This is a genomic window from Methyloversatilis sp., from assembly GCF_030696805.1.
Classification (GTDB): domain Bacteria; phylum Pseudomonadota; class Gammaproteobacteria; order Burkholderiales; family Rhodocyclaceae; genus Methyloversatilis.
In genome coordinates this window covers 33,608-51,709 of the sequence record NZ_JAUYRO010000053.1, presented here as the reverse complement: position 1 = coordinate 51,709, position 18,102 = coordinate 33,608, and the positions used below count along the sequence as shown (strand labels likewise).

General features: G+C 66.1%; 17 protein-coding genes. 5 read left to right on the top strand and 12 right to left on the bottom strand.

Features of this window, described 5'->3' with window-relative positions; translation table 11 throughout:
• Window positions 1-32: 32 nt before the first annotated feature.
• From Q8R75_RS09515 to Q8R75_RS09500, 4 genes are all read left to right on the top strand, one after another.
• Window positions 33-1,328 carry an MFS transporter gene (locus Q8R75_RS09515; protein WP_305614327.1) on the top strand — a complete coding sequence of 432 codons (1,296 nt, stop codon included), beginning with the start codon at window positions 33-35 and terminating at the stop codon, window positions 1,326-1,328.
• Window positions 1,325-2,287, top strand: a complete 963-nt coding sequence (locus tag Q8R75_RS09510; protein WP_305614326.1) for an AEC family transporter — start codon at window positions 1,325-1,327, stop codon at window positions 2,285-2,287. The genes Q8R75_RS09515 and Q8R75_RS09510 overlap by 4 nt, the downstream gene beginning before the upstream one ends.
• 72 nt (window positions 2,288-2,359) lie before the next feature.
• Window positions 2,360-3,829, top strand: coding sequence for an NAD-dependent succinate-semialdehyde dehydrogenase (locus tag Q8R75_RS09505; protein ID WP_305614353.1), 1,470 nt, complete (start codon window positions 2,360-2,362; stop codon window positions 3,827-3,829).
• Between the two features lie 7 nt (window positions 3,830-3,836).
• Window positions 3,837-4,595, top strand: a complete 759-nt coding sequence (locus Q8R75_RS09500) for a class I SAM-dependent methyltransferase (RefSeq protein WP_305614325.1) — start codon at window positions 3,837-3,839, stop codon at window positions 4,593-4,595.
• An 18-nt stretch (window positions 4,596-4,613) separates the two neighbouring features.
• Here Q8R75_RS09500 and Q8R75_RS09495 read toward each other — a convergent pair whose 3' ends face one another.
• The 6 genes from Q8R75_RS09495 to Q8R75_RS09470 form a co-directional block, all read right to left on the bottom strand.
• Window positions 4,614-5,003: a hypothetical protein gene (locus Q8R75_RS09495; protein ID WP_305614324.1), complete on the bottom strand. Its 390-nt coding sequence runs from the start codon at window positions 5,001-5,003 to the stop codon at window positions 4,614-4,616.
• A 79-nt stretch (window positions 5,004-5,082) separates the two neighbouring features.
• Window positions 5,083-5,487: an alternative ribosome rescue aminoacyl-tRNA hydrolase ArfB gene (arfB, locus tag Q8R75_RS09490; protein WP_305614323.1), complete on the bottom strand. Its 405-nt coding sequence runs from the start codon at window positions 5,485-5,487 to the stop codon at window positions 5,083-5,085.
• A 30-nt stretch (window positions 5,488-5,517) separates the two neighbouring features.
• Entirely contained in the window at window positions 5,518-6,261 is a 744-nt protein-coding gene (locus Q8R75_RS09485; protein WP_305614322.1) for a Crp/Fnr family transcriptional regulator, read from the bottom strand.
• 315 nt (window positions 6,262-6,576) lie between these two features.
• The gene (locus Q8R75_RS09480) at window positions 6,577-7,950 is read right to left on the bottom strand and encodes an NAD(P)(+) transhydrogenase (Re/Si-specific) subunit beta (protein ID WP_305625976.1); all 1,374 of its coding nucleotides are present in this window, start codon (window positions 7,948-7,950) and stop codon (window positions 6,577-6,579) included.
• Between the two features lie 13 nt (window positions 7,951-7,963).
• Window positions 7,964-8,239, bottom strand: a complete 276-nt coding sequence (locus Q8R75_RS09475; protein WP_305613156.1) for an NAD(P) transhydrogenase subunit alpha — start codon at window positions 8,237-8,239, stop codon at window positions 7,964-7,966.
• A 28-nt stretch (window positions 8,240-8,267) separates the two neighbouring features.
• Complete coding sequence (locus Q8R75_RS09470; protein ID WP_305613155.1) at window positions 8,268-9,398, bottom strand: Re/Si-specific NAD(P)(+) transhydrogenase subunit alpha; 1,131 nt, start codon at window positions 9,396-9,398, stop codon at window positions 8,268-8,270.
• Between the two features lie 185 nt (window positions 9,399-9,583).
• Between Q8R75_RS09470 and corA the strand changes: the two genes are divergently transcribed.
• Window positions 9,584-10,675, top strand: coding sequence for a magnesium/cobalt transporter CorA (corA, locus tag Q8R75_RS09465; RefSeq protein ID WP_305613154.1), 1,092 nt, complete (start codon window positions 9,584-9,586; stop codon window positions 10,673-10,675).
• A gap of 24 nt (window positions 10,676-10,699) precedes the next feature.
• Here the strand turns inward: corA and Q8R75_RS09460 are convergent, their stop codons facing one another.
• From Q8R75_RS09460 to Q8R75_RS09435, 6 genes are all read right to left on the bottom strand, one after another.
• Window positions 10,700-11,515: a protein phosphatase 2C domain-containing protein gene (locus Q8R75_RS09460; protein ID WP_305613153.1), complete on the bottom strand. Its 816-nt coding sequence runs from the start codon at window positions 11,513-11,515 to the stop codon at window positions 10,700-10,702.
• Window positions 11,516-11,615: 100 nt separating this feature from the next.
• Window positions 11,616-12,470 (bottom strand): HDOD domain-containing protein, encoded by an 855-nt coding sequence (locus tag Q8R75_RS09455; protein WP_305613152.1) that lies wholly within the window; start codon window positions 12,468-12,470, stop codon window positions 11,616-11,618.
• A gap of 83 nt (window positions 12,471-12,553) precedes the next feature.
• Entirely contained in the window at window positions 12,554-13,795 is a 1,242-nt protein-coding gene (glcF, locus tag Q8R75_RS09450; RefSeq protein WP_305613151.1) for a glycolate oxidase subunit GlcF, read from the bottom strand.
• A gap of 11 nt (window positions 13,796-13,806) precedes the next feature.
• Complete coding sequence (glcE, locus tag Q8R75_RS09445) at window positions 13,807-14,883, bottom strand: glycolate oxidase subunit GlcE (protein ID WP_305613150.1); 1,077 nt, start codon at window positions 14,881-14,883, stop codon at window positions 13,807-13,809.
• 2 nt (window positions 14,884-14,885) lie between these two features.
• A complete protein-coding gene (locus Q8R75_RS09440) occupies window positions 14,886-16,409 on the bottom strand; it encodes an FAD-linked oxidase C-terminal domain-containing protein (protein WP_305613149.1) in 1,524 nt (507 codons plus the stop codon).
• A 294-nt stretch (window positions 16,410-16,703) separates the two neighbouring features.
• Window positions 16,704-17,996, bottom strand: coding sequence for a glycerate kinase (locus Q8R75_RS09435; RefSeq protein ID WP_305613148.1), 1,293 nt, complete (start codon window positions 17,994-17,996; stop codon window positions 16,704-16,706).
• Window positions 17,997-18,102: the final 106 nt, after the last annotated feature.

Below are 18,102 nucleotides of genomic sequence, written 5' to 3'. Positions count from 1 at the left end.
GCATCCTTGCGGTGCAACCTAGAATCCGGTCGATGCTCCTCGCCGAACAGAACCGCCTGTTGGTCCGCCTGCGCTGGACGGCATTCCTGTTGCTCGCCTGCTCTTATGTGCTGGTGTTTTTCCATCGCACCGCGCCTGCTGCAATTGCCGGCGAGCTGACGCGCGACTTTGCAGTCGGCCCGGCCTCGCTCGGCATCCTTGCGGCCAGCTACTTCTGGATCTACACACTGATGCAGATCCCGACCGGCGTGCTGATGGACACGCTGGGGCCACGGCGCATCGTGGCCTTCGGCGGCGTCATCGCCGGCATCGGGGCTATCATTTTTGCCCAGGCAGATTCGCTTTTCGTCGCGGTGGTCGGCCGCGCACTCGTCGGCCTGGGCGTGTCCTTCCCGTTTCTCGCGCTGCTCAAGATCAACGCCGCCTGGTTTCCGGAAAGCCGCTTCGCCACGATGAGCGGGCTGACCCAGTTCATCGGCAACCTCGGTGCGGCCGTCGCTGCGACGCCGCTTGCCTTGCTGGTCGGCGTGGTGTCGTGGCGCTCGGTATTCGTGGCGCTGGGCCTGCTGTCGATGCTGCTGGCGGTGCTGACCTGGCTGCACGTGCGCGACCGGCCGGAAGACGCCGGTCTGCCGTCGCTGCGCGAATTGTCCGGCAAGGCGGCGCATGCGCCGCTGGCCGACGACTGGAAGGCGGGACTGCGGCGCGTTGCCGGCAACCGTTCAACCTGGCCCGGGCTGTTCGTCAATCTGGGCATTGCCGGCAGCTTCTTTTCATTCGCCGGCCTGTGGTGCATCCCCTGGCTGATGAAGGTCCAGGGCATGGATCGCGCTCTGGCCGCGCAGCACGCCACCCTGATGCTGGTCGCCTTTGCCTTCGGCGCACTGTTCATCGGACGGCTGTCCGACCGGCTGCGTCGGCGCAAGAGCGTCATGCTGGTGGTCGGCACCGTCTATCTGCTGTGCTGGCAGCCGCTGACCCAGGGCATGCCGCTGACACCGCTGGCCAGCCATGCGCTGTTCGCGCTGCTCGGCATGTCGGCGGCCGCCTTCACGCTGAGCTGGGCCAGCGCAAAAGAGGTGAATCCGCCCGCGCTGTCGGGCATGGCCACCAGCGTGGTCAATGTGGGCTGCTTTCTCGGCGCCGCCATCCAGCAACCGCTGGTCGGCTGGGTGATCGAACGCGAAATCGGCGGCCCGGGCGAACCGACTGCTGCAGCGATGGCGTCCGGCATGTCGGTGTTCGTCGTCGCTGCGCTGATCGGTCTGGCCGGTGCGGCCATGGTGACCGAAACGCGTGGCCGCAATCTGACCGAGGTGCAGGCGTGACGCTGGGCAGCAATCTGCTCGGGCTGATGGTGCAGGTCATGCTGCCGCTGTCGCTTCTGGTCGCGGCCGGTGGCTGGTGGGCGGCGCGCATGGGCGAGGGTCACGACGCGGGTGTGCTGCGCGCGCAGCTGAACCGGCTGGTGCTTTACCTGTTCTATCCGGCCATCCTGTTCGCGGTGGCCGCCAGCACGCCGATCAGTTTCGAGTTGCTGACGGTGCCGCTGCTGGTGGGCATCGGCACGCTGGCCAATGGCGCGCTGCTTTATGTCTTGCTGTGGAAGACGCGACTGGGCGCCGGGCTGCACGACACGACGCGCGCCTCGCTGATGCTGGGCGGCATGTTCGGCAACACCTTCAACGTCGGCGCGCCGGTGCTGGAGTTCTTCTTCGGCGCCGGCGCCATGCGCTACGCCATCTTCAACGACATGTTCATGACCATGCCGGTGGTGTGGACGCTGGGCGTGTGGATCGCCACCCGGCTTGGTTCGCACGCCGAAGGCGAGCGCCCGGACGTATTGCGCACCGTGCTGATGATGCCGCCGATCTGGGCCTTCGCCCTCGGACTGGGTGCGCAGTACAGCGGGCTGGCCTATCCGCCGCTGATCGAGGCGGCGCGCTTCATCGGTCAGGCGGCCATCCCGGTCATCATGTTCGTACTCGGCATGACCATACCGTGGCGCCGTCTGGTGCCGCGCACCGAAGTGCTGGTCGCCGCGTCGGTCAAGCTGCTGGTCGCACCGCTGCTGATCTGGGCCATCGTGCTGCTGTGGTCCGACGCGCCGACCGAAGCGCAGCGCGCCTCGCTGGTCGAATGCGCCACCCCGACCTTCATGACATCGCTGCTGCTGGCCGAGCGCTTCAAGATCGATGCCGCCGCCTCGGCACTGCTGATCGGCTGGAGTACGCTGCTGTTCTGGCTGTCGTTGCCGCTGCTGATGGCGCTCGGGCTGTTCGGTTGAAATCAGAGGCAAGCTTCAGGCCGAAAGTGGCTCAGCATCGCCTGTCGCGGCCGCATCCATGTTGAGTCTTGAATCTTGAACCTTGAATCTGCCCTGCTGCGCAGCGCCAACCTGATCGACGGCCAGTGGATCACGGCCGACGATGGCGCCACGCTGACCGTGCGCAATCCGGCGACCGGCGAATGGCTGGCCGACGTGCCCGGCTGTGGCGCTGCGGAAACCGCGCGGGCGATCGACGCGGCGGCCCGCGCCCTGCCCGGCTGGCGCGCACTGACCGCGGCAGCCCGCGCCGGGGTGCTGCGCGATTGGTGCGCACTGATCCTGTTGCACGAGAAGGACCTCGCGGCACTGATCACGGCCGAGAACGGCAAGCCGCTGGCGGAGGCGCGCGGCGAGGTGAAGTACGGCGCGTCCTTCGTCGAATGGTTTGCCGAAGAGGGCCGGCGCGTCTATGGCGACATCATTCCGTCGTCGGCGCACGACACCCGGCTGCTGACACTGCGCCAGCCGGTCGGCGTGTGCGCCGCCATCACGCCGTGGAATTTCCCGCTGGCGATGATCACGCGCAAGGTTGCCCCGGCGTTGGCAGCCGGCTGCACCGTCGTCGTGAAGCCGTCGGAACTGACGCCGCTGACGGCGTTCGCGCTGGCTGAACTGGCCATGCGCGCCGGTGTGCCGCCGGGCGTGCTCAATGTGATCACCGGTGATCCGGCGCAGATCGGCGATGTGCTGTGCGCCGATCCGGCGGTGCGCAAGCTTTCCTTCACCGGCTCGACGGCGGTCGGGCGGCGGCTGATGGCGCAGTGCGCACCGACCCTCAAACGGCTGTCGCTCGAACTGGGCGGCAATGCGCCCTTCGTCGTGTTCGACGACGCCGATATCGACGCCGCAGTCGAGGGCGCGCTGGCGGCCAAGTACCGAAACAGCGGCCAGACCTGCGTGTGCGCCAATCGCTTCATCGTGCAGTCCCGCGTGCATGAAGCCTTCGTCGCCCGGCTGGCCGACGCTTCGGCGCGGCTGGTGGTCGGCGACGGCGCCGAACCGGGTGTCGAACAGGGGCCGCTGATCAACATGGCAGGAATCGAAAAGGTCGAGGCGCTGATCGCAGATGCGAAGGCGAAAGGTGCCCGGGTGCTGTGCGGCGGACGCCGCCATGCGCTGGGTGGCACCTTCTTCGAACCGACCGTGCTGGCCGATGCGACCCCTGCGATGCGCATCGCCCGCGAGGAAGTATTCGGCCCGGTGGCGCCGGTGTTCCGCTTCGATAGCGAAGCCGAAGCCATTGCGCTCGCCAACGACACCGAGTACGGACTCGCCGCCTATCTGTACACACGCGACATCGGCCGTAGCTGGCGCGTCGCCGAAGCACTGGAATGCGGCATGGTCGGCCTGAATACCGGACGCATCTCGAACGCGGTGGCGCCATTCGGCGGCATCAAGCAGTCCGGCTTCGGCCGTGAAGGGTCGAAGCACGGCATCGAGGAGTATGTCGACATCAAGTATCTGTGCCTCGACATCAGCGGCGGACCCGCCAGGTCATGATCAAGCCGTGACCAAAGCGTTCGCCGATCACTTCGCCCCGCTCGCCAGCCACTATGCGAGCAGCCGCCCGACCTATCCGCCGGAACTGTTCGACTGGCTGGCCAGTCGGTGCGCTGCGCGCGACTGCGTGTGGGACTGCGGCACCGGTACCGGCCAGGCAGCCGTCGATCTGAGCCGCGTGTTCGCACAGGTGATTGCGACCGACGCCAGCGCCGCGCAGATCGCCGAAGCGACCCCGAGCGCGCGCATCGACTACCGGGTCGCACCGGCCGAGGCGTCGGGGCTGGACGATGCATCGGTCGATCTGGTCGTCGTCGCCCAGGCGCTGCACTGGTTCGATCTTGACCGCTTCTACCCTGAAGCGCGGCGCGTGCTGAAACCGGGCGGCGTGATCGCGGCGTGGTGTTACGGCGTACTGCACGTCGGCGAGGAAGGCGGTGAAGTGGACCGCATCGTGCAGCACTTCTATCGTGACGAGGTCGGCCCCTGGTGGCCGGCCGAACGCCATCATGTCGAAACGGGATATCGCGATCTGCCCTTCCCGTTCCCGCTGCTGCCCGCACCGGACTTCGCGCTGTCAGCACGGTGGACGCCGACGCAGCTGCTCGGCTACCTGCGCAGCTGGTCGGCCACCGCACGCTTCATGGCCGCGAACGGCTTCGACCCGGTCGAACGGCTGTCGGTCCCGCTGCTCGCAGCCTGGGGCGACCCGGCGCAGGCGCGTACGGTGAGCTGGCCGCTGTCGCTGCGCGTCGGGCTACGCTAGGGTCTGTGCAGCCGCCGCTCAGCGGCGCGCGAAGCGGGCGCTCACGGCAGGTGTCCAGCTCAACGCAATCACGGCGCCTGCGAGCATGAATTCGAGATTGACGAACAGGTATTCCAGCGGCGGATACAGGGTCGTGCCGTCCCACGGCACGCTGCCGGCCAGCGCGACCAACGCGAACACTGGGCGCGCCCAGCGCCGGAACAGCAGCAGGCCGGCGGTCGAAATCGAAGCCAGCACCAGATACACCATTCCGCCGATGCCGGTCATCCAGCTCGTCGCGTCCTGCGCCTCAACGTAGCCGCGCAGCGGCTCGGGCAGAGCGGGTACGGAGGCGATGTGCGAGATGACCGCCAGCACGACGCACAGCAGATACAGTGCGATCAGCGCGCGGAACGTTCGTGGTGTCATGGGTCGTCGTGGAGATGAGTGAACAGCGCTGGAAGGTGGCACGGCGCAGCGCAACCCGGCAAGCCATGCCCGGGTGCGCTCATTCGCAGCCGCCACGGCGACCGGCCTTGATCGCCGACCGATGCGTCTTGCCGGCCAGTCGGCGCTCGACCGCAGCGCGGCCGGGTCGCGTCGGGCGGCGGGTTTTCGCGACATGGGCGGCTGCGGCGATCAGTTCGTCCAGCCGGTGCAGTGCCTCCGTACGGTTTTTCTCCAGGCTGCGGAAGGTCTGCGCCTTGATCACCACGACGCCATCCTTGCTGATGCGCTGGTCTCCGAGCGCAAGCAGTCGCACCTTCAACTCATCCGGCAGCGACGAGGCGCCGATGTCGAAACGCAGATGCGCTGCGCTTGACACCTTGTTGACGTTCTGCCCACCAGCACCCTGGGCACGAATGGCGGTAAATTCGATTTCGTCGGGCAGCAGGGTGTAGGGCATGCGCATGGCGGAGATCGACCGAACCGGGACGCGGTTTCAGTTCCTGCGCTTGCGCGCCGGCAACAGCCGGTCATACTCTTCCTTCACGACGCCATAGCACTCGCACACACGCTTTTCCATCTTCGAGCGCTTGATGACGGTGATGAGGCCGCGCGAGCGCGCGATCAGGCCTTCCTTCTCCAGCAACCCCAGCGTCTGCGTCACGCTTTCGCGCCGCACACCGAGCAGCTTGGCAACCCGCTCCTGTGTGACGGGCAGCTTGCAGCCATCCAGGCGGTCGATGCTCATCAGCAGCCACCGGCACATCTGCTGGGCCAGTTCATGGTGCTGGTTGCACACCGCGTTCTGCGCCGTCTGGCAGATCATCGCCTGGGTAAACAGCAGCGACAGGGACTGCAGATGACCGCCGAGCGCGAACTCGTTCTGCATCACCTTGCGGCTCAGACGGTAGGCCTGCCCGGCGCTCTGCACTTCGGTACTGGTCGGCATGCTTTCGCCGCCCATGAAGATCGAAATGCCGACCATGCCTTCCTTGCCAACCAGCGCGGTTTCGCTGGAGGACCCGTCCTCCAGCGAATAGAGCAGCGATACGATGCCGGACACCGGGAAATGCAGGAAATTCACGTGATCGCCGGACTCCGACAGGGTCCAGCCGATCGGCATGTCGACGAGTTCAAGATCGGGCAGCAGGCGCGCGAGATCCTTGTCGGGCAGCGACGCCAGTATCCGGTTCGCCGTCGGGTCGGGCGGCGATGCACTTTCGGCATCTTTTTTCGACATGAACTGTCCCTTCCAGGGTGGTTTGAAGTGTGGAGACGTAACGAAAACAACGCGATTGGAAGGCCTGTCGCGTTGTACGGAACACCGCTGCAGGCGACGCGAAGCAAAACGCCCCGCACCGCCGGCCAACATGCGTATAGCGCTTATCCGTTCGGGTGACAACTCGCGGGTGTTCCAGGTCGGCTTTCGGGACACGACCGACGACAACCGCGTGGTCCACAACGGCCGCCGGAGCCCACGCGCCTACAGCATTCGGTGCACAAAAAACCGCGTGCCGCTTACGCGGACACGCGGTTTCGCCGGCGCGCAGACCGATCAGCTCAGCGACTTCACGTGGCCGATCATTTCCGACACGACGCCCTGCGCCGAGCCGTAGCACAGACGGCAGTTCTCTTCGAAGAACAGCGCATTCTCGATACCGGAATAGCCGGCACCCTTGCCGCGCTTGATCACGATGACGTTCTGCGCCTTGTCGGCGTTCAGGATGGGCATGCCGTAGATCGGGCTGGTCTTGTCGGTGCGGGCAACCGGATTCACGACGTCGTTGGCGCCGATCACGAGCGCCACGTCGGCCTGCGAGAACTCTTCGTTGATTTCTTCCAGGTCGAATATCTGCTCGTAGGGCACGCCGGCTTCGGCCAGCAGCACATTCATGTGACCCGGCATGCGGCCGGCCACCGGATGGATGGCGAACTTGACTTCGACACCCGCCTCCTCCAGCAGCTTGGTCATTTCATACACCTTGTGCTGCGCACCGGCCACCGCCATGCCGTAACCGGGCACGATGATGACCTTCTGCGCGTAGCGCATCATCGACGCGGCGTCCATTGCCGAGCACTCCTTCATCGTGCCGGTCGGGCCCGAGCCGGCCTGCGCCTCACCGGTGATCGGCGAGAACAGGATGTTGGTGATCGGGCGGTTCATCGCCTTGGCCATCAGCTGAGTCAGCAGCGTGCCGGCAGCGCCCACCACGATGCCCGCGATGATCAGCGCCGGAATGCCCAGCACATAGCCTTCGAAGCCCACGGCCAGGCCGGTGAAGGCGTTGAACAGCGAAATGACCACAGGCATGTCGGCGCCGCCGATCGGCAGCGTGATGATGACGCCCAGCACCAGCGACAGCACGAAGAACGTGATGATCTGGGTCGGCGTCGGGTCACCGCTGACCACGATGCCGACGCCCACCAGAATGGTGACCAGGGCCAGCACGATGTTGACGGCGTTCTGCGCCGGCAGGCGCCAGGCCTTGTTCATCAGACCCTGCAGCTTGGCAAACGCCACGCAGGAACCCGAGAACGACACCGCGCCGATCAGCGCGCCGAGGGTGGCCAGTGTCGTGAACACCACGCCATGCACGCCGCCGCGCGCAAATTCGAGCGCGGCGATCGCTGCAGCGGCACCGCCGCCCATGCCGTTGTAGATGGCGACCATCTGCGGCATATCGGTCATCTTCACCACCTTGCCCGACCACCAGGCCGCGACGCCGCCGATGGCGATGGCGAGGATGATGAGCCCGAAATTCTGCATGCCGGGCGTGAAGAATGTGACCAGGGTGGCCACGACCATGCCGATGCCCGCCCACACGATGCCCTTGCGTGCGGTGACCGGCGAGGCCATGGCCTTCAGGCCGAGGATGAACAGTACGGCGACGACGAAATAGGACGCGTCGACCAGGAGTTTTGCAGTCACGTTGTCGGCTCCCTCAGTTCTTCTTGATGAACATGGCGAGCATGCGCTCGGTCACGACGTAGCCGCCGGCTGCATTCGCCGCGCCCAGCACCACGGCGATGAAGCCGATGGCGAGCTGCAGCGGATCCTCCGGATCGGCGTGGCCGAGCACGACCATGGCACCGACGAGCACGACGCCGTGCACGAAGTTGGAACCCGACATCAAGGGGGTGTGCAGGATGACCGGCACACGGGCGATCACCTCATAACCGGTGAAGGCGGCGAGCATGAAGATATAGAGCGCTTCCATCATTCGATCCTTTCTTTTTTGGGCTGGCTCAGAGGCCGAACACCTTCTTCACCATCGCATGACGCACCTCGCCACCGTGGGTCAGCGCGGTGCCGGAGATCACGTCGTCTTCCCAGTCGGGCACGAACTGACCGTCCTTGACGAAGGGTGACAGCAGGTTGAAAAGATTCTTGGCGTACATGTCGGACGAATGCACCGGCATGCGCGACGTGATGTTGGTCGGCCCGATGATCAGGGCGTTGCCGACATGCACCGACTGGCCGGCGATCGTGCCGTCCACGTTGCCGCCGGATTCGCACGCCATGTCAACCACGATGGCGCCGGCCTTCATGCCTTGCACCATGTCGAGCGTGATGATGCGCGGCGCGCGCTTGCCCGGGATGGCCGCGGTCGTGATGAGCACGTCGGCGTTGGCCACCGCCTTGCCCAGCTTCACCGCCTGTTGCGCCTTTTCCTCGTCGGTCAGCTCGCGCGCGTAGCCGCCGGCACCGGCCGCCGACACGCCGGTATCGACGAACTTGGCACCCAGGGACTCGATCTGCTCCTTGGTTTCCGGCCGTACGTCATAGGCTTCGACGATGGCGCCGAGCCGCTTTGCCGTGGCGATGGCCTGCAGGCCTGCCACGCCAGCACCGATCACCAGCGCACGCGCCGGGCGGATCGTGCCGGCCGCGTAGGTCAACATCGGAAAGAACTTCGGGCACTGGCCAGCGGCGATCAGCACGCACTGGTAACCGGCCACCGCCGCCTGCGACGACAGCGCGTCCATGCTCTGGGCGCGCGAAATGCGCGGCACCAGTTCGACCGCGAAACTCGTGATGTTGCGTTCAGCCAGCCGCATGGCACGCGCACGGTCGGCATAGGGCTGCAGGAAGCCGGTCAGTACAGCGCCCGGCTTGAGCGACTCGATCTGCATACTGGTCGGCACGCCGACCCGCAGCACGATGTCGGACTGCGTGTGGATCGCTTCGCTGCTCTCGACGATGGTCGCGCCCGCAGCGACATAGTCCTCGTCGCTGTAGTGGCTGCTCGCGCCCGCGCCGGTCTGTACCTGAATCGCGGCGCCCAGTGCGGCAAACTTCTTGACCACTTCAGGCGTCAGCGCCACGCGCTGTTCGCCCTCGGCCGATTCCTTCGGCACACCAATGGTGACTGCCATGTACCCTCCCCCGTGATGAACGTCCTGCGCTGAACATCGTGCTGCCCGGCCGTCTCCATGGAGCGCGGCGGTGCCGATGTTTCTGGATGCCCGGGCGGTCGCTGAAAGCTGCCCCCGGCCGGCTTCGCATACTATCCTCAGGCAGCGCGGCGCGCAGGGGGGTATACCAAAATAAAGGCTTACTTATGAATCGACAAACCACTCCGAAACGCGCGCGCGGCACGTCACGCCGCTCCAGCAAACGCGGCCTGGCGCCCGGGTCGGTGGTGTTCATCGGTGCGGCGCGCGAACAGGCGGCGGGCATTTCGCTGATCGAGTATGGTTCGGACGCATTGCGGGAAACCCGCTTCACGTCGCTAGAACAGTCGCGCCTGCACGAGGCGACGCTGCCGTTTCGCTGGCTGAATGTCTATGGCGTGCACGACACGAGCGTACTGGCCGAAATCGGTCAACGCTTCAATCTGCATCCGCTGGTGCTGGAAGACATCGCCAACACCGAGCAGCGACCCAAGGTGGAGGACTACGGCGACCAGCTGTTCATCGTCGCCCGCGTGCTGCAGCTGTCCGATGACGGTCAGACGCTGTCGTCGGAACAGTTCAGTCTGGTGCTCGGCCGGGACTTCCTGCTCAGTTTCCAGGAACGGCCGACCGGCAGTTTCGAACCGGTGCGCGAGCGCCTGCGCAAATCACTCGGCAGCCTGCGCAGCAGCGGCATCGACCTGCTGGCCTACAGTCTGGTCGATGCCGTGGTGGACAATTATTTCGGCGTGATCGAACGCATCGATGATCGACTGGACAGGCTGGAGGAAGCGCTGTTCGAACGCCCGGCGAGCGCACAGATCGCCCCGTTGCACGAGGCGAGGCGCGACACCATGGCACTGCGTCGCGCGCTGTGGCCACTGCGCGAAGTGATCAGCAGCCTGCAGCGCGGCGACCATCCGCTGGTGATGCCGGAAACGCGCGTCTATCTGCGCGATGTGCAGGACCACCTGACCTTCCTGATCGAATCGGTCGATTCGATGCGGGAAACGCTTTCCGGTCTGCTGGATGTTTACCTGTCGGCGATGAGCCAGCGGGTGAATCAGGAGGTACGCATCCTGACCGTGATCACCACGCTGTTCATGCCGGCGGCGCTGGTGGCTGGTGTGTTCGGCATGAACTTCCGCCATATGCCGTGGCTGGATTCACCCGATGGCTTCCTGATGGCGCTGGCGCTGATGGCCGCCATCGCGGCACCGCTCGGCATGCTGTTCTGGCGCCGGCACTGGCTAGGCTGACCGGTGGCTGACCGGCAGCCCGGTTCAGTCTTTCATGCTGCCCAGCTTGCGCCGTGCTGAATCCAGCCTTTCGCGTTCGGCCTTCTCGCGCGATTCGGCGTCGATCAGCTTGATCAGGATGAGCGACACATTGTCGCCGGTCGGCCGCCCCCGGTCCCGCGCACGCTTGATCAGCGTTTCCGCCGCCTCGCGGGCGGAGAAGACAGACAGCACGCCGCCGATTTCCTCGTCGGAAAAGTAGGCCCACAGACCGTCCGAGCAGATCAGGAAGCTGTCGCCGTCGGCCAGGTCGCTGGCGCCGCCGTAGTCGATCATCGGTTCCTTCTGCGCGCCGAGGCAGTGCAGCAGCAGATTGCGCTGCGGGTGCGTCTTGGCGCCTTCCTCGTCGAGCCTGCCCTGGCGGATAAGTTCGCCGACCAGTGAATGGTCCTGACTGATAGCCACGCGCTTGTCGTGGCGGAAATGGTAGATGCGCGAATCGCCGCAGTGCGCCCAGTCGACACGGCCCGACTGCATCAACAGCACGCAGGCGGTGGAATGCGGGTCCTGCTCGGTCGTGAATCGGGTGAGCTTGATCACCACGTGCGCTTCCTCGACCACGCTGCGCAGCAGGTCCGTCGGCGTTTCGACCGCTGGCGCGTAGGCCTCGAAGTTGTCACGCGCTTTCATCACGACCTGCTCGGCCGCCATCGCCCCGCCGCTGTGCCCGCCCATGCCGTCGGCGAGCACTGCCATCAGCATGCCCTTGTGGCGGCTGTGCGGAAAGACTGCGGCGCGGTCTTGCTGTTCCTTGCGGTCACCGATGTGCTGCGCAACGCAACTGTCTAATTTTAGTGCCATGAAGGTTTCCGGGTACGTCCCTTGATTCTAGCCGTGCAGGCGGGTCCGCTGCGACCTGCGTCACCCGGCGTCACAATCTCCGGAAGATTGTGACGAATATTCACATCGCGAGACTGACGTGCCGTTCGTTGATTTCGTCAACGTACTCGTCAAGCGCCGCGGCATGGATGCCCAGTTCGGACAGGATTTCCGGCCCGCACACCGCCCAGGACGGGTCGCCCAGTCCCTTGTTGCGCAGATAGATGTGAGTGGCGAGCGCAACGATGCCTATCGTGCTGCGCAGCCCGAAGGTATCGTCGTCCGGCATGGCGTGATGGTGCCGGATCGCCTGCACGATCAGTTCGGGCAGACCCCAGTTGCGGGCAACCCAGTAACCGACCGTGGCGTGGTCAAGCCGATAGCTCGTGTTCTCGAGTGCGAGATCGACCCACGCGGTGTCGTCATCGAGATTGAGCCGCTTCCAGTACCCCGGAAAGCGTGTGCACAGCAGCGGTACGCCGCAGTCGTGGAACATCGCCGCCAGATAGGCCTGGTCAGGGAACACATTGCACACGGCCACACGTTCGCTGGCGATCTGCGAGGCGAGCGCCGCGATCTCGTCACAACGCGTCCAGAAGTGCGTCATCTGCGGACCGGCTCCACCCGCCACCTGACGGATCGAAATGCCGCGCACCAGATTCACGGTCTGCGACAGACCGACCAGCATCAGCACCTGTTCGGCGTTGCTCGGCGCGCGACCGCGGCTGTAGGCCGGCGATCGGCAAAGCTTGAACAGGGCCGACAGCACGCCGGGATCGCGCGATATGGATTCAGCCAGGACACCCACCTCAAAATCCGGCGTACGCATCAGGTTGTCGATTTCCATCAGCAGATGTGGCTTGGCCGGCAGCAACACGGCGGTGGAATCGAGCAGGGCTTCTGCGGTGTCGGGCATCGTGCTGCGAGCTTTTTGCATGGCGGGGATTCTTTTCCGGATCTTTGGCGGGTTACGTCCATCTACGGCAGAAATTGCCGCAACTTGAACCGGAAACGATGCGCTCACGCAGCCGCTGTCAGTGCGTCCTCCACCCATTCGATCCAGTGGCGCACCGGTGTTCCAGTGCCGGTCTGCAGGTGTGCGATACAGCCTACGTTGGCACTGGCAATTCCCTTCACCGGCGCGGCTTGCAGCGCATGCAGCTTGTTGTCGCGCAGCGTGCGTGAAAGCTGTGGCTGCAACAGCGAATAGCTGCCGGCCGAGCCACAGCACAGATGACTGTCGGTGACCGGTGCAAGGTCGTATCCGGCGGCACGCAGCAGACCTTCGGCCAGACCGCGCACCTGCTGGCCGTGCTGCAGCGAACAGGGAGGGTGATAGGCAAGCGCCGTCGTCGCCGGCGGCTGCGCCGCGAACAGGCCTTCGATCTGCACGCGCTCGGCGTGCAGGATTTCGGACAGGTCCTTCGTCATTGCGCCCACGCGTGCGGCGCGCTGTGCGTAGTGCGGGTCATCAGCCAGCAGGTGGCCGTACTCGCGCACCGTCGTACCGCAGCCGGACGCGGTCATCACGATGGCTTCGATCTCGCCGCTGTCGATGGCCGGCCACCAGGCGTCGATCAACGCGCGCATGTCGCGCCGTCCGCCTTCCTGGTCATTCAGGTGGAAACGCAAGGCGCCGCAACAACCGGCGCGCGCGGCCTCGACCAGCGAAATGCCGACCAGGTCGAGCACCCGCGCCGCAGCGGCATTCACGTCGGGCATGAGCGCCGGCTGCACGCAGCCGGCCAGCACCAGCATGCGGCGTGCGTGACGCACCGGCGGCCAGCTGCCGGCGTCCCGCCGCGGCGCCACCTTGGCGGCCAGCGAAGCGGGCAGCAGCGGTCTGGCAAGCCGCCCCAGCGCCAGTGCGGTGTTGAAAACACCGGGTCGCGACAGGCCTTCCCTCAGCACCCAGCGCGCCGCGCGCGCGACCAGCGGCCGTTGCGTGCGGCGCTCCGCCACGGCACGGCCGATATCGACCAGTTCGCTGTAGCGCACACCGGACGGACAGGTGGATTCGCAATTGCGACAGGTCAGGCAACGGTCGAGGTGGGGCAGCACGGTCTCGGCCGGCACGGTGCCCTCGAACATCTGCTTCATCAGGTAAATGCGGCCGCGCGGACCGTCGAGTTCGTCGCCCAGCAACTGATAGGTCGGGCAGGTGGCGTTGCAGAAACCGCAATGCACGCACTTGCGCAGCACTGCTTCTGCAGCGTCGCCCTCCGGCGTGCTGCGGATGAAATCGGCCAGTCCGGTCTGCATCGGGATCGCTCTTAAAGTTCGGGATACAACCGTCCGGGGCTGAACACGCCGGACGGGTCGAAAGCGTGCTTCAGGCGCTGGCTGACTGCCATGACTTCGGGCTTGAGCGGCTCGAACACGCCGAGCGCCCGGTCCACGGTCCGGCCGCCGCGGAACAGGGTGGCATGGCCGCCCATCGCGCCGACCACGTGACGCAACGCGTCCGCGTCGGTGTCGCTGCGCAGCCAGCGCTGCAGGCCGTTCCATTCGGTCAGGGTGTCGCCATCCAGGGCCAGATGCGGCGCCGTCGGCGGCAGCGCGACGCGCCACAGCGGCGCATCGCCATCGAAGAAGGCATGTGTGTGATTGCGTACCGAGCGCCACAGCGCTGCCGCTTCGACGGCGTCAACCGCCTCGCCGCCGATCAGCGGTGCCGCGGCGTCGAGCGCGACCTGCGCGCCCGACAGCCTGACGTGGAGCCGGCCGCCGTGCCAGCAAGTGGCCGATATCGGCAGTGGCTGGGCGCCCCACTCACGCATGCGCAGCAGCGCCGTCGCGTCGTCGAGTTCGAGAACCCGGGTCTGTTCGGCCTGGGGCAGTGGCAGCACCTTCAACGTTACGTCGAGAATGAGGCCCAGCGTGCCAAAACTGCCAGCGATCAGGCGCGATACGTCAAAGCCTGCAACATTCTTCATGACCTGGCCGCCGAAGTGCAGCACACGGCCCTGCCCGTCCATGACGGTGACGCCGAGCACGAAGTCGCGCAGGCTGCCGGCGGCCATGCGGCGCGGGCCGGACAGGCCGCTCGCCACCATGCCACCCAATGTGACGCCGGGACCGAAAAGCGGCGGCTCGAAAGCCAGCATCTGCTGCCGCCCGGCCAGCAGCGCTTCGATGTCGGCCACGCGTGTACCGCCATGCGCCGTGATGTAGAGCTCGGAGGGTTCGTAGGCGATGACACCCTGCGCACCGCGCATGTCGAGCGGCGCGCCAGCGAGCTGCTGCGCGAGGAAATCCTTCGAGCCGCTGCCATGCGGACGCAGCGTGCGGCCTTGCGCGGCGGCATCCAGCACCAGCTCGCGCAGCGTCGAATGGAAAGGATGGCTCATGGTCAGAAACGCGGCAGATCGGGGTGCGGCAGCTCCCCGTGATGCACGTGCATGCCGCCCATTTCGGCGCAGCGGTGCAGCGTGGGAACCGCCTTGCCCGGATTCATCAGACCGGCCGGATCGAAGGCCGCCTTCACGCGATGGAACATGTCGAGTTCTCCGGGCGCGAACTGCACGCACATCTGGTTGATCTTCTCCAGCCCGACGCCGTGCTCGCCAGTAATGGTGCCACCCAGCGCGACCGACAATTCGAGGATTTCGACGCCGAAGGCCTCTGCGCGGTGCAGCGAATCCGGATCGTTCGAGTCGAACAGGATCAACGGGTGCAGATTGCCGTCACCGGCATGGAACACGTTCAGGCAGCGCAGGCCGTACTTGTCCGACATGGCATTCATCGCTTCCAGCATGTCGGCCAGCTTGCGGCGAGGAATGGTTCCGTCCATGCAGTAGTAATCGGGCGAGATGCGCCCGGCCGCCGGGAAAGCCGCCTTGCGGCCGGCCCAGAAACGCAGCCGTTCGGCTTCGCCGTCAGACACACGGATTTCGGTGGTTCCGGCTGCGTCGAGCAGCGCCCGAACGCGGGCAATCTCGTCTTCCACTTCTTCCGCCGTGCCATCGGCCTCGCACAGAAGGATGGCGGCGGCATCCAGCGGGTAGCCGGCATGTACGAACGCTTCGACCGCCACCGTGGTCGCCTGGTCCATCATTTCCAGGCCGGCCGGGATGATGCCCGCCGCAATGATGTCGGCCACCGCCTGACCCGCGCGGCGCACGTCGTCGAAGGCAGCCAGCACGCAGCGCGCCACACGCGGTCGGGGCACCAGCTTCACGGTCACTTCGGTGATGACGCCAAGCAGGCCTTCCGAGCCGATGGTGACAGCCAGCAGGTCGTAGCCCGGGCTGTCCGGCGCGGCACTGCCCACCTCCATCACGTCGCCGGCCATAGTGACCATGCGCACGCGCAGCACGTTGTGAACGGTCAGTCCGTATTTCAGGCAGTGCACACCGCCGGAGTTCTCCGCCACATTGCCGCCGATGCTGCAGGCGATCTGCGACGACGGATCCGGCGCGTAGTACAGGCCGTGCGGGGCGGCTGCTTCGGACACCGCAAGATTGCGCACACCCGGCTGAACCACCGCCTGCTGCGCCAGCCGGTCGACCGACACGATGCGGTTCATGCGCGCCGTCGACAGCACCAGGCCGTTCTTGTGCGGCGTGGCGCCGCCGGACAGGCCGGTGCCGGCGCCGCGTGGCACCACCGGTACGCCCAGCCGGTGGCAGGTGCGCAGCACCGCGACCACCTGCGCCTCGGTCGTCGGCAGCGCGACGGCAAGCGGCATTTCGCGCATCAGCATCAGGCCGTCGCACTCGTAGGCACGCAGGCGGCCGGTGTCGGTGATGAGGCAGTCAGCCGGCAGCACGCGCGCCAGTTCCGCGATCAGGGCGGCCCTGGAAACCACCGTGGGTGCAGCGGCAGTCGAGTGGGAATTGGCGGTATTGGCGTGCGCCTGCGGCGATGCGCTCATGGCTCGTTTTCGGGTGCAATCAGGCGATCGATGATACCCGCAGACATCCGCGATCGCGGACGGTTGCAACGAAGCGACGCGGCCACATCGAAACTTGCCGGCTTGAACGACGGCTGGCACCGCATGACTCGCCGATGTGGGAGCGCCGGTGCTGTGGGAGCCGGTGCTGTGGGAGCGGGGTTTCGGCGAACACTGTTCAACGCCCGCGATGCCGGCTGGCCATGCGGGGCCAGCCGTGTCGGCGCGCTACAGCAGCCGCTTCTTCGGACGCTTACCGCTGCAAATAAACATCTTTCAGACCTTTTTCTCGACGTAGATGGCGCGGAAGTCATTCACGTTGGTCAGCGTCGGCCCGGTCACGATGAGGTCATCGATGCCATGGAAAAAGCCGTACGCGTCGTGCACGTCGAGCATGTGGCGGGCGTCGATGCCGGCGGCGCGGGCGCGCGCCAGCGTATCGTCGGTGACCAGGGCACCGGCGTTGTCCTCGCTGCCGTCGATGCCGTCTGTATCGCCGGACACGGCATGGATGCCGGGCATGCCGTCAAGCGCAATGGCCAGCGACAGCAGGAATTCCGAATTGCGGCCGCCGCGCGGTTTCTGCCCCGGCTTGATCTGGCCCAGCGTCACGGTCGTCTCGCCACCGGACAGCAGCACGCAAGGCGGCGCCAGCGGCGTGCCGTTGATCGCGCACGCCTTGGCGATGCCGGCCAGCACCTTGCCGGCATCGGCCGACTCGCCCTCGATCATGTCGCCCAGCACCAGCGGCGTCACGCCGTGCGCTCGGGCCACCTCGGCGGCGGCCAGCAGCGAAGCCTGGGCGGTCGAAATGGTGCGCGTTTCGCAGCGCGCCAGACGCGGGTCGTCCGACTTCGGGGTTTCGGATTCGGGGCTCGACAGCCAGTTCATCACCGCGGTCGGCACTTCGATGTTGTAGCGGCGGATGATGGCCAGCGCATCCTCGCGCGTCGTGGTGTCGGGAACCGTCGGGCCGGATGCAACCACCGCCGGGTCGTCGCCCGGCACATCCGAAATGACCAGCGTGAACACGCGCGCCGGGTAGCAGGCTTGCGCCAGCCGGCCGCCCTTCATCGACGACAGGTGCTTGCGCACGCAATTCATTTCCTGGATCGCTGCGCCGCTGGCCAGCAGCGCGCGGTTCACCGCCTGCTTGTCCTCCAGCGTGAGGCCTTCGGCCGGTGCCGACAGCAGTGCCGAACCGCCGCCGGAAATCAGCGCAATAACCAGGTCGTCTTCAGTCAGACCCTGGACTGACTGAAGAATGCGCTTCGCCGCCTGCTGGCCGGCCGCATCGGGTACCGGATGCGACGCCTCGACCACTTCGATGCGCCGGCACGGGGCGCCATGACCGTAACGCGTCACGACCAGTCCGGACAGATCGCCCGGCCAGTTCTTCTCCACTGCCAGCGCCATCGAGGCGGCCGCCTTGCCGGCGCCTACGACCAGCGTGCGCCCCCTGGGTGGCAGCGGCAGGTTGGCCGGCACGCACAGATCCGGATTGGCGGCGTCGAACGCCGCCTGAAACAGTTCGCGGAGGAAGTCTTTCGGGTCGGTTTTCGGGGTCATACTTGCGATCGCTCCATGCGTTGCTTTCGTTCGGCACGCAGCGCGCGTCGCCTTCGGAATATATGCAGAATTCTAACTGGTGCGGCCTTATATATAAGCCGACTTA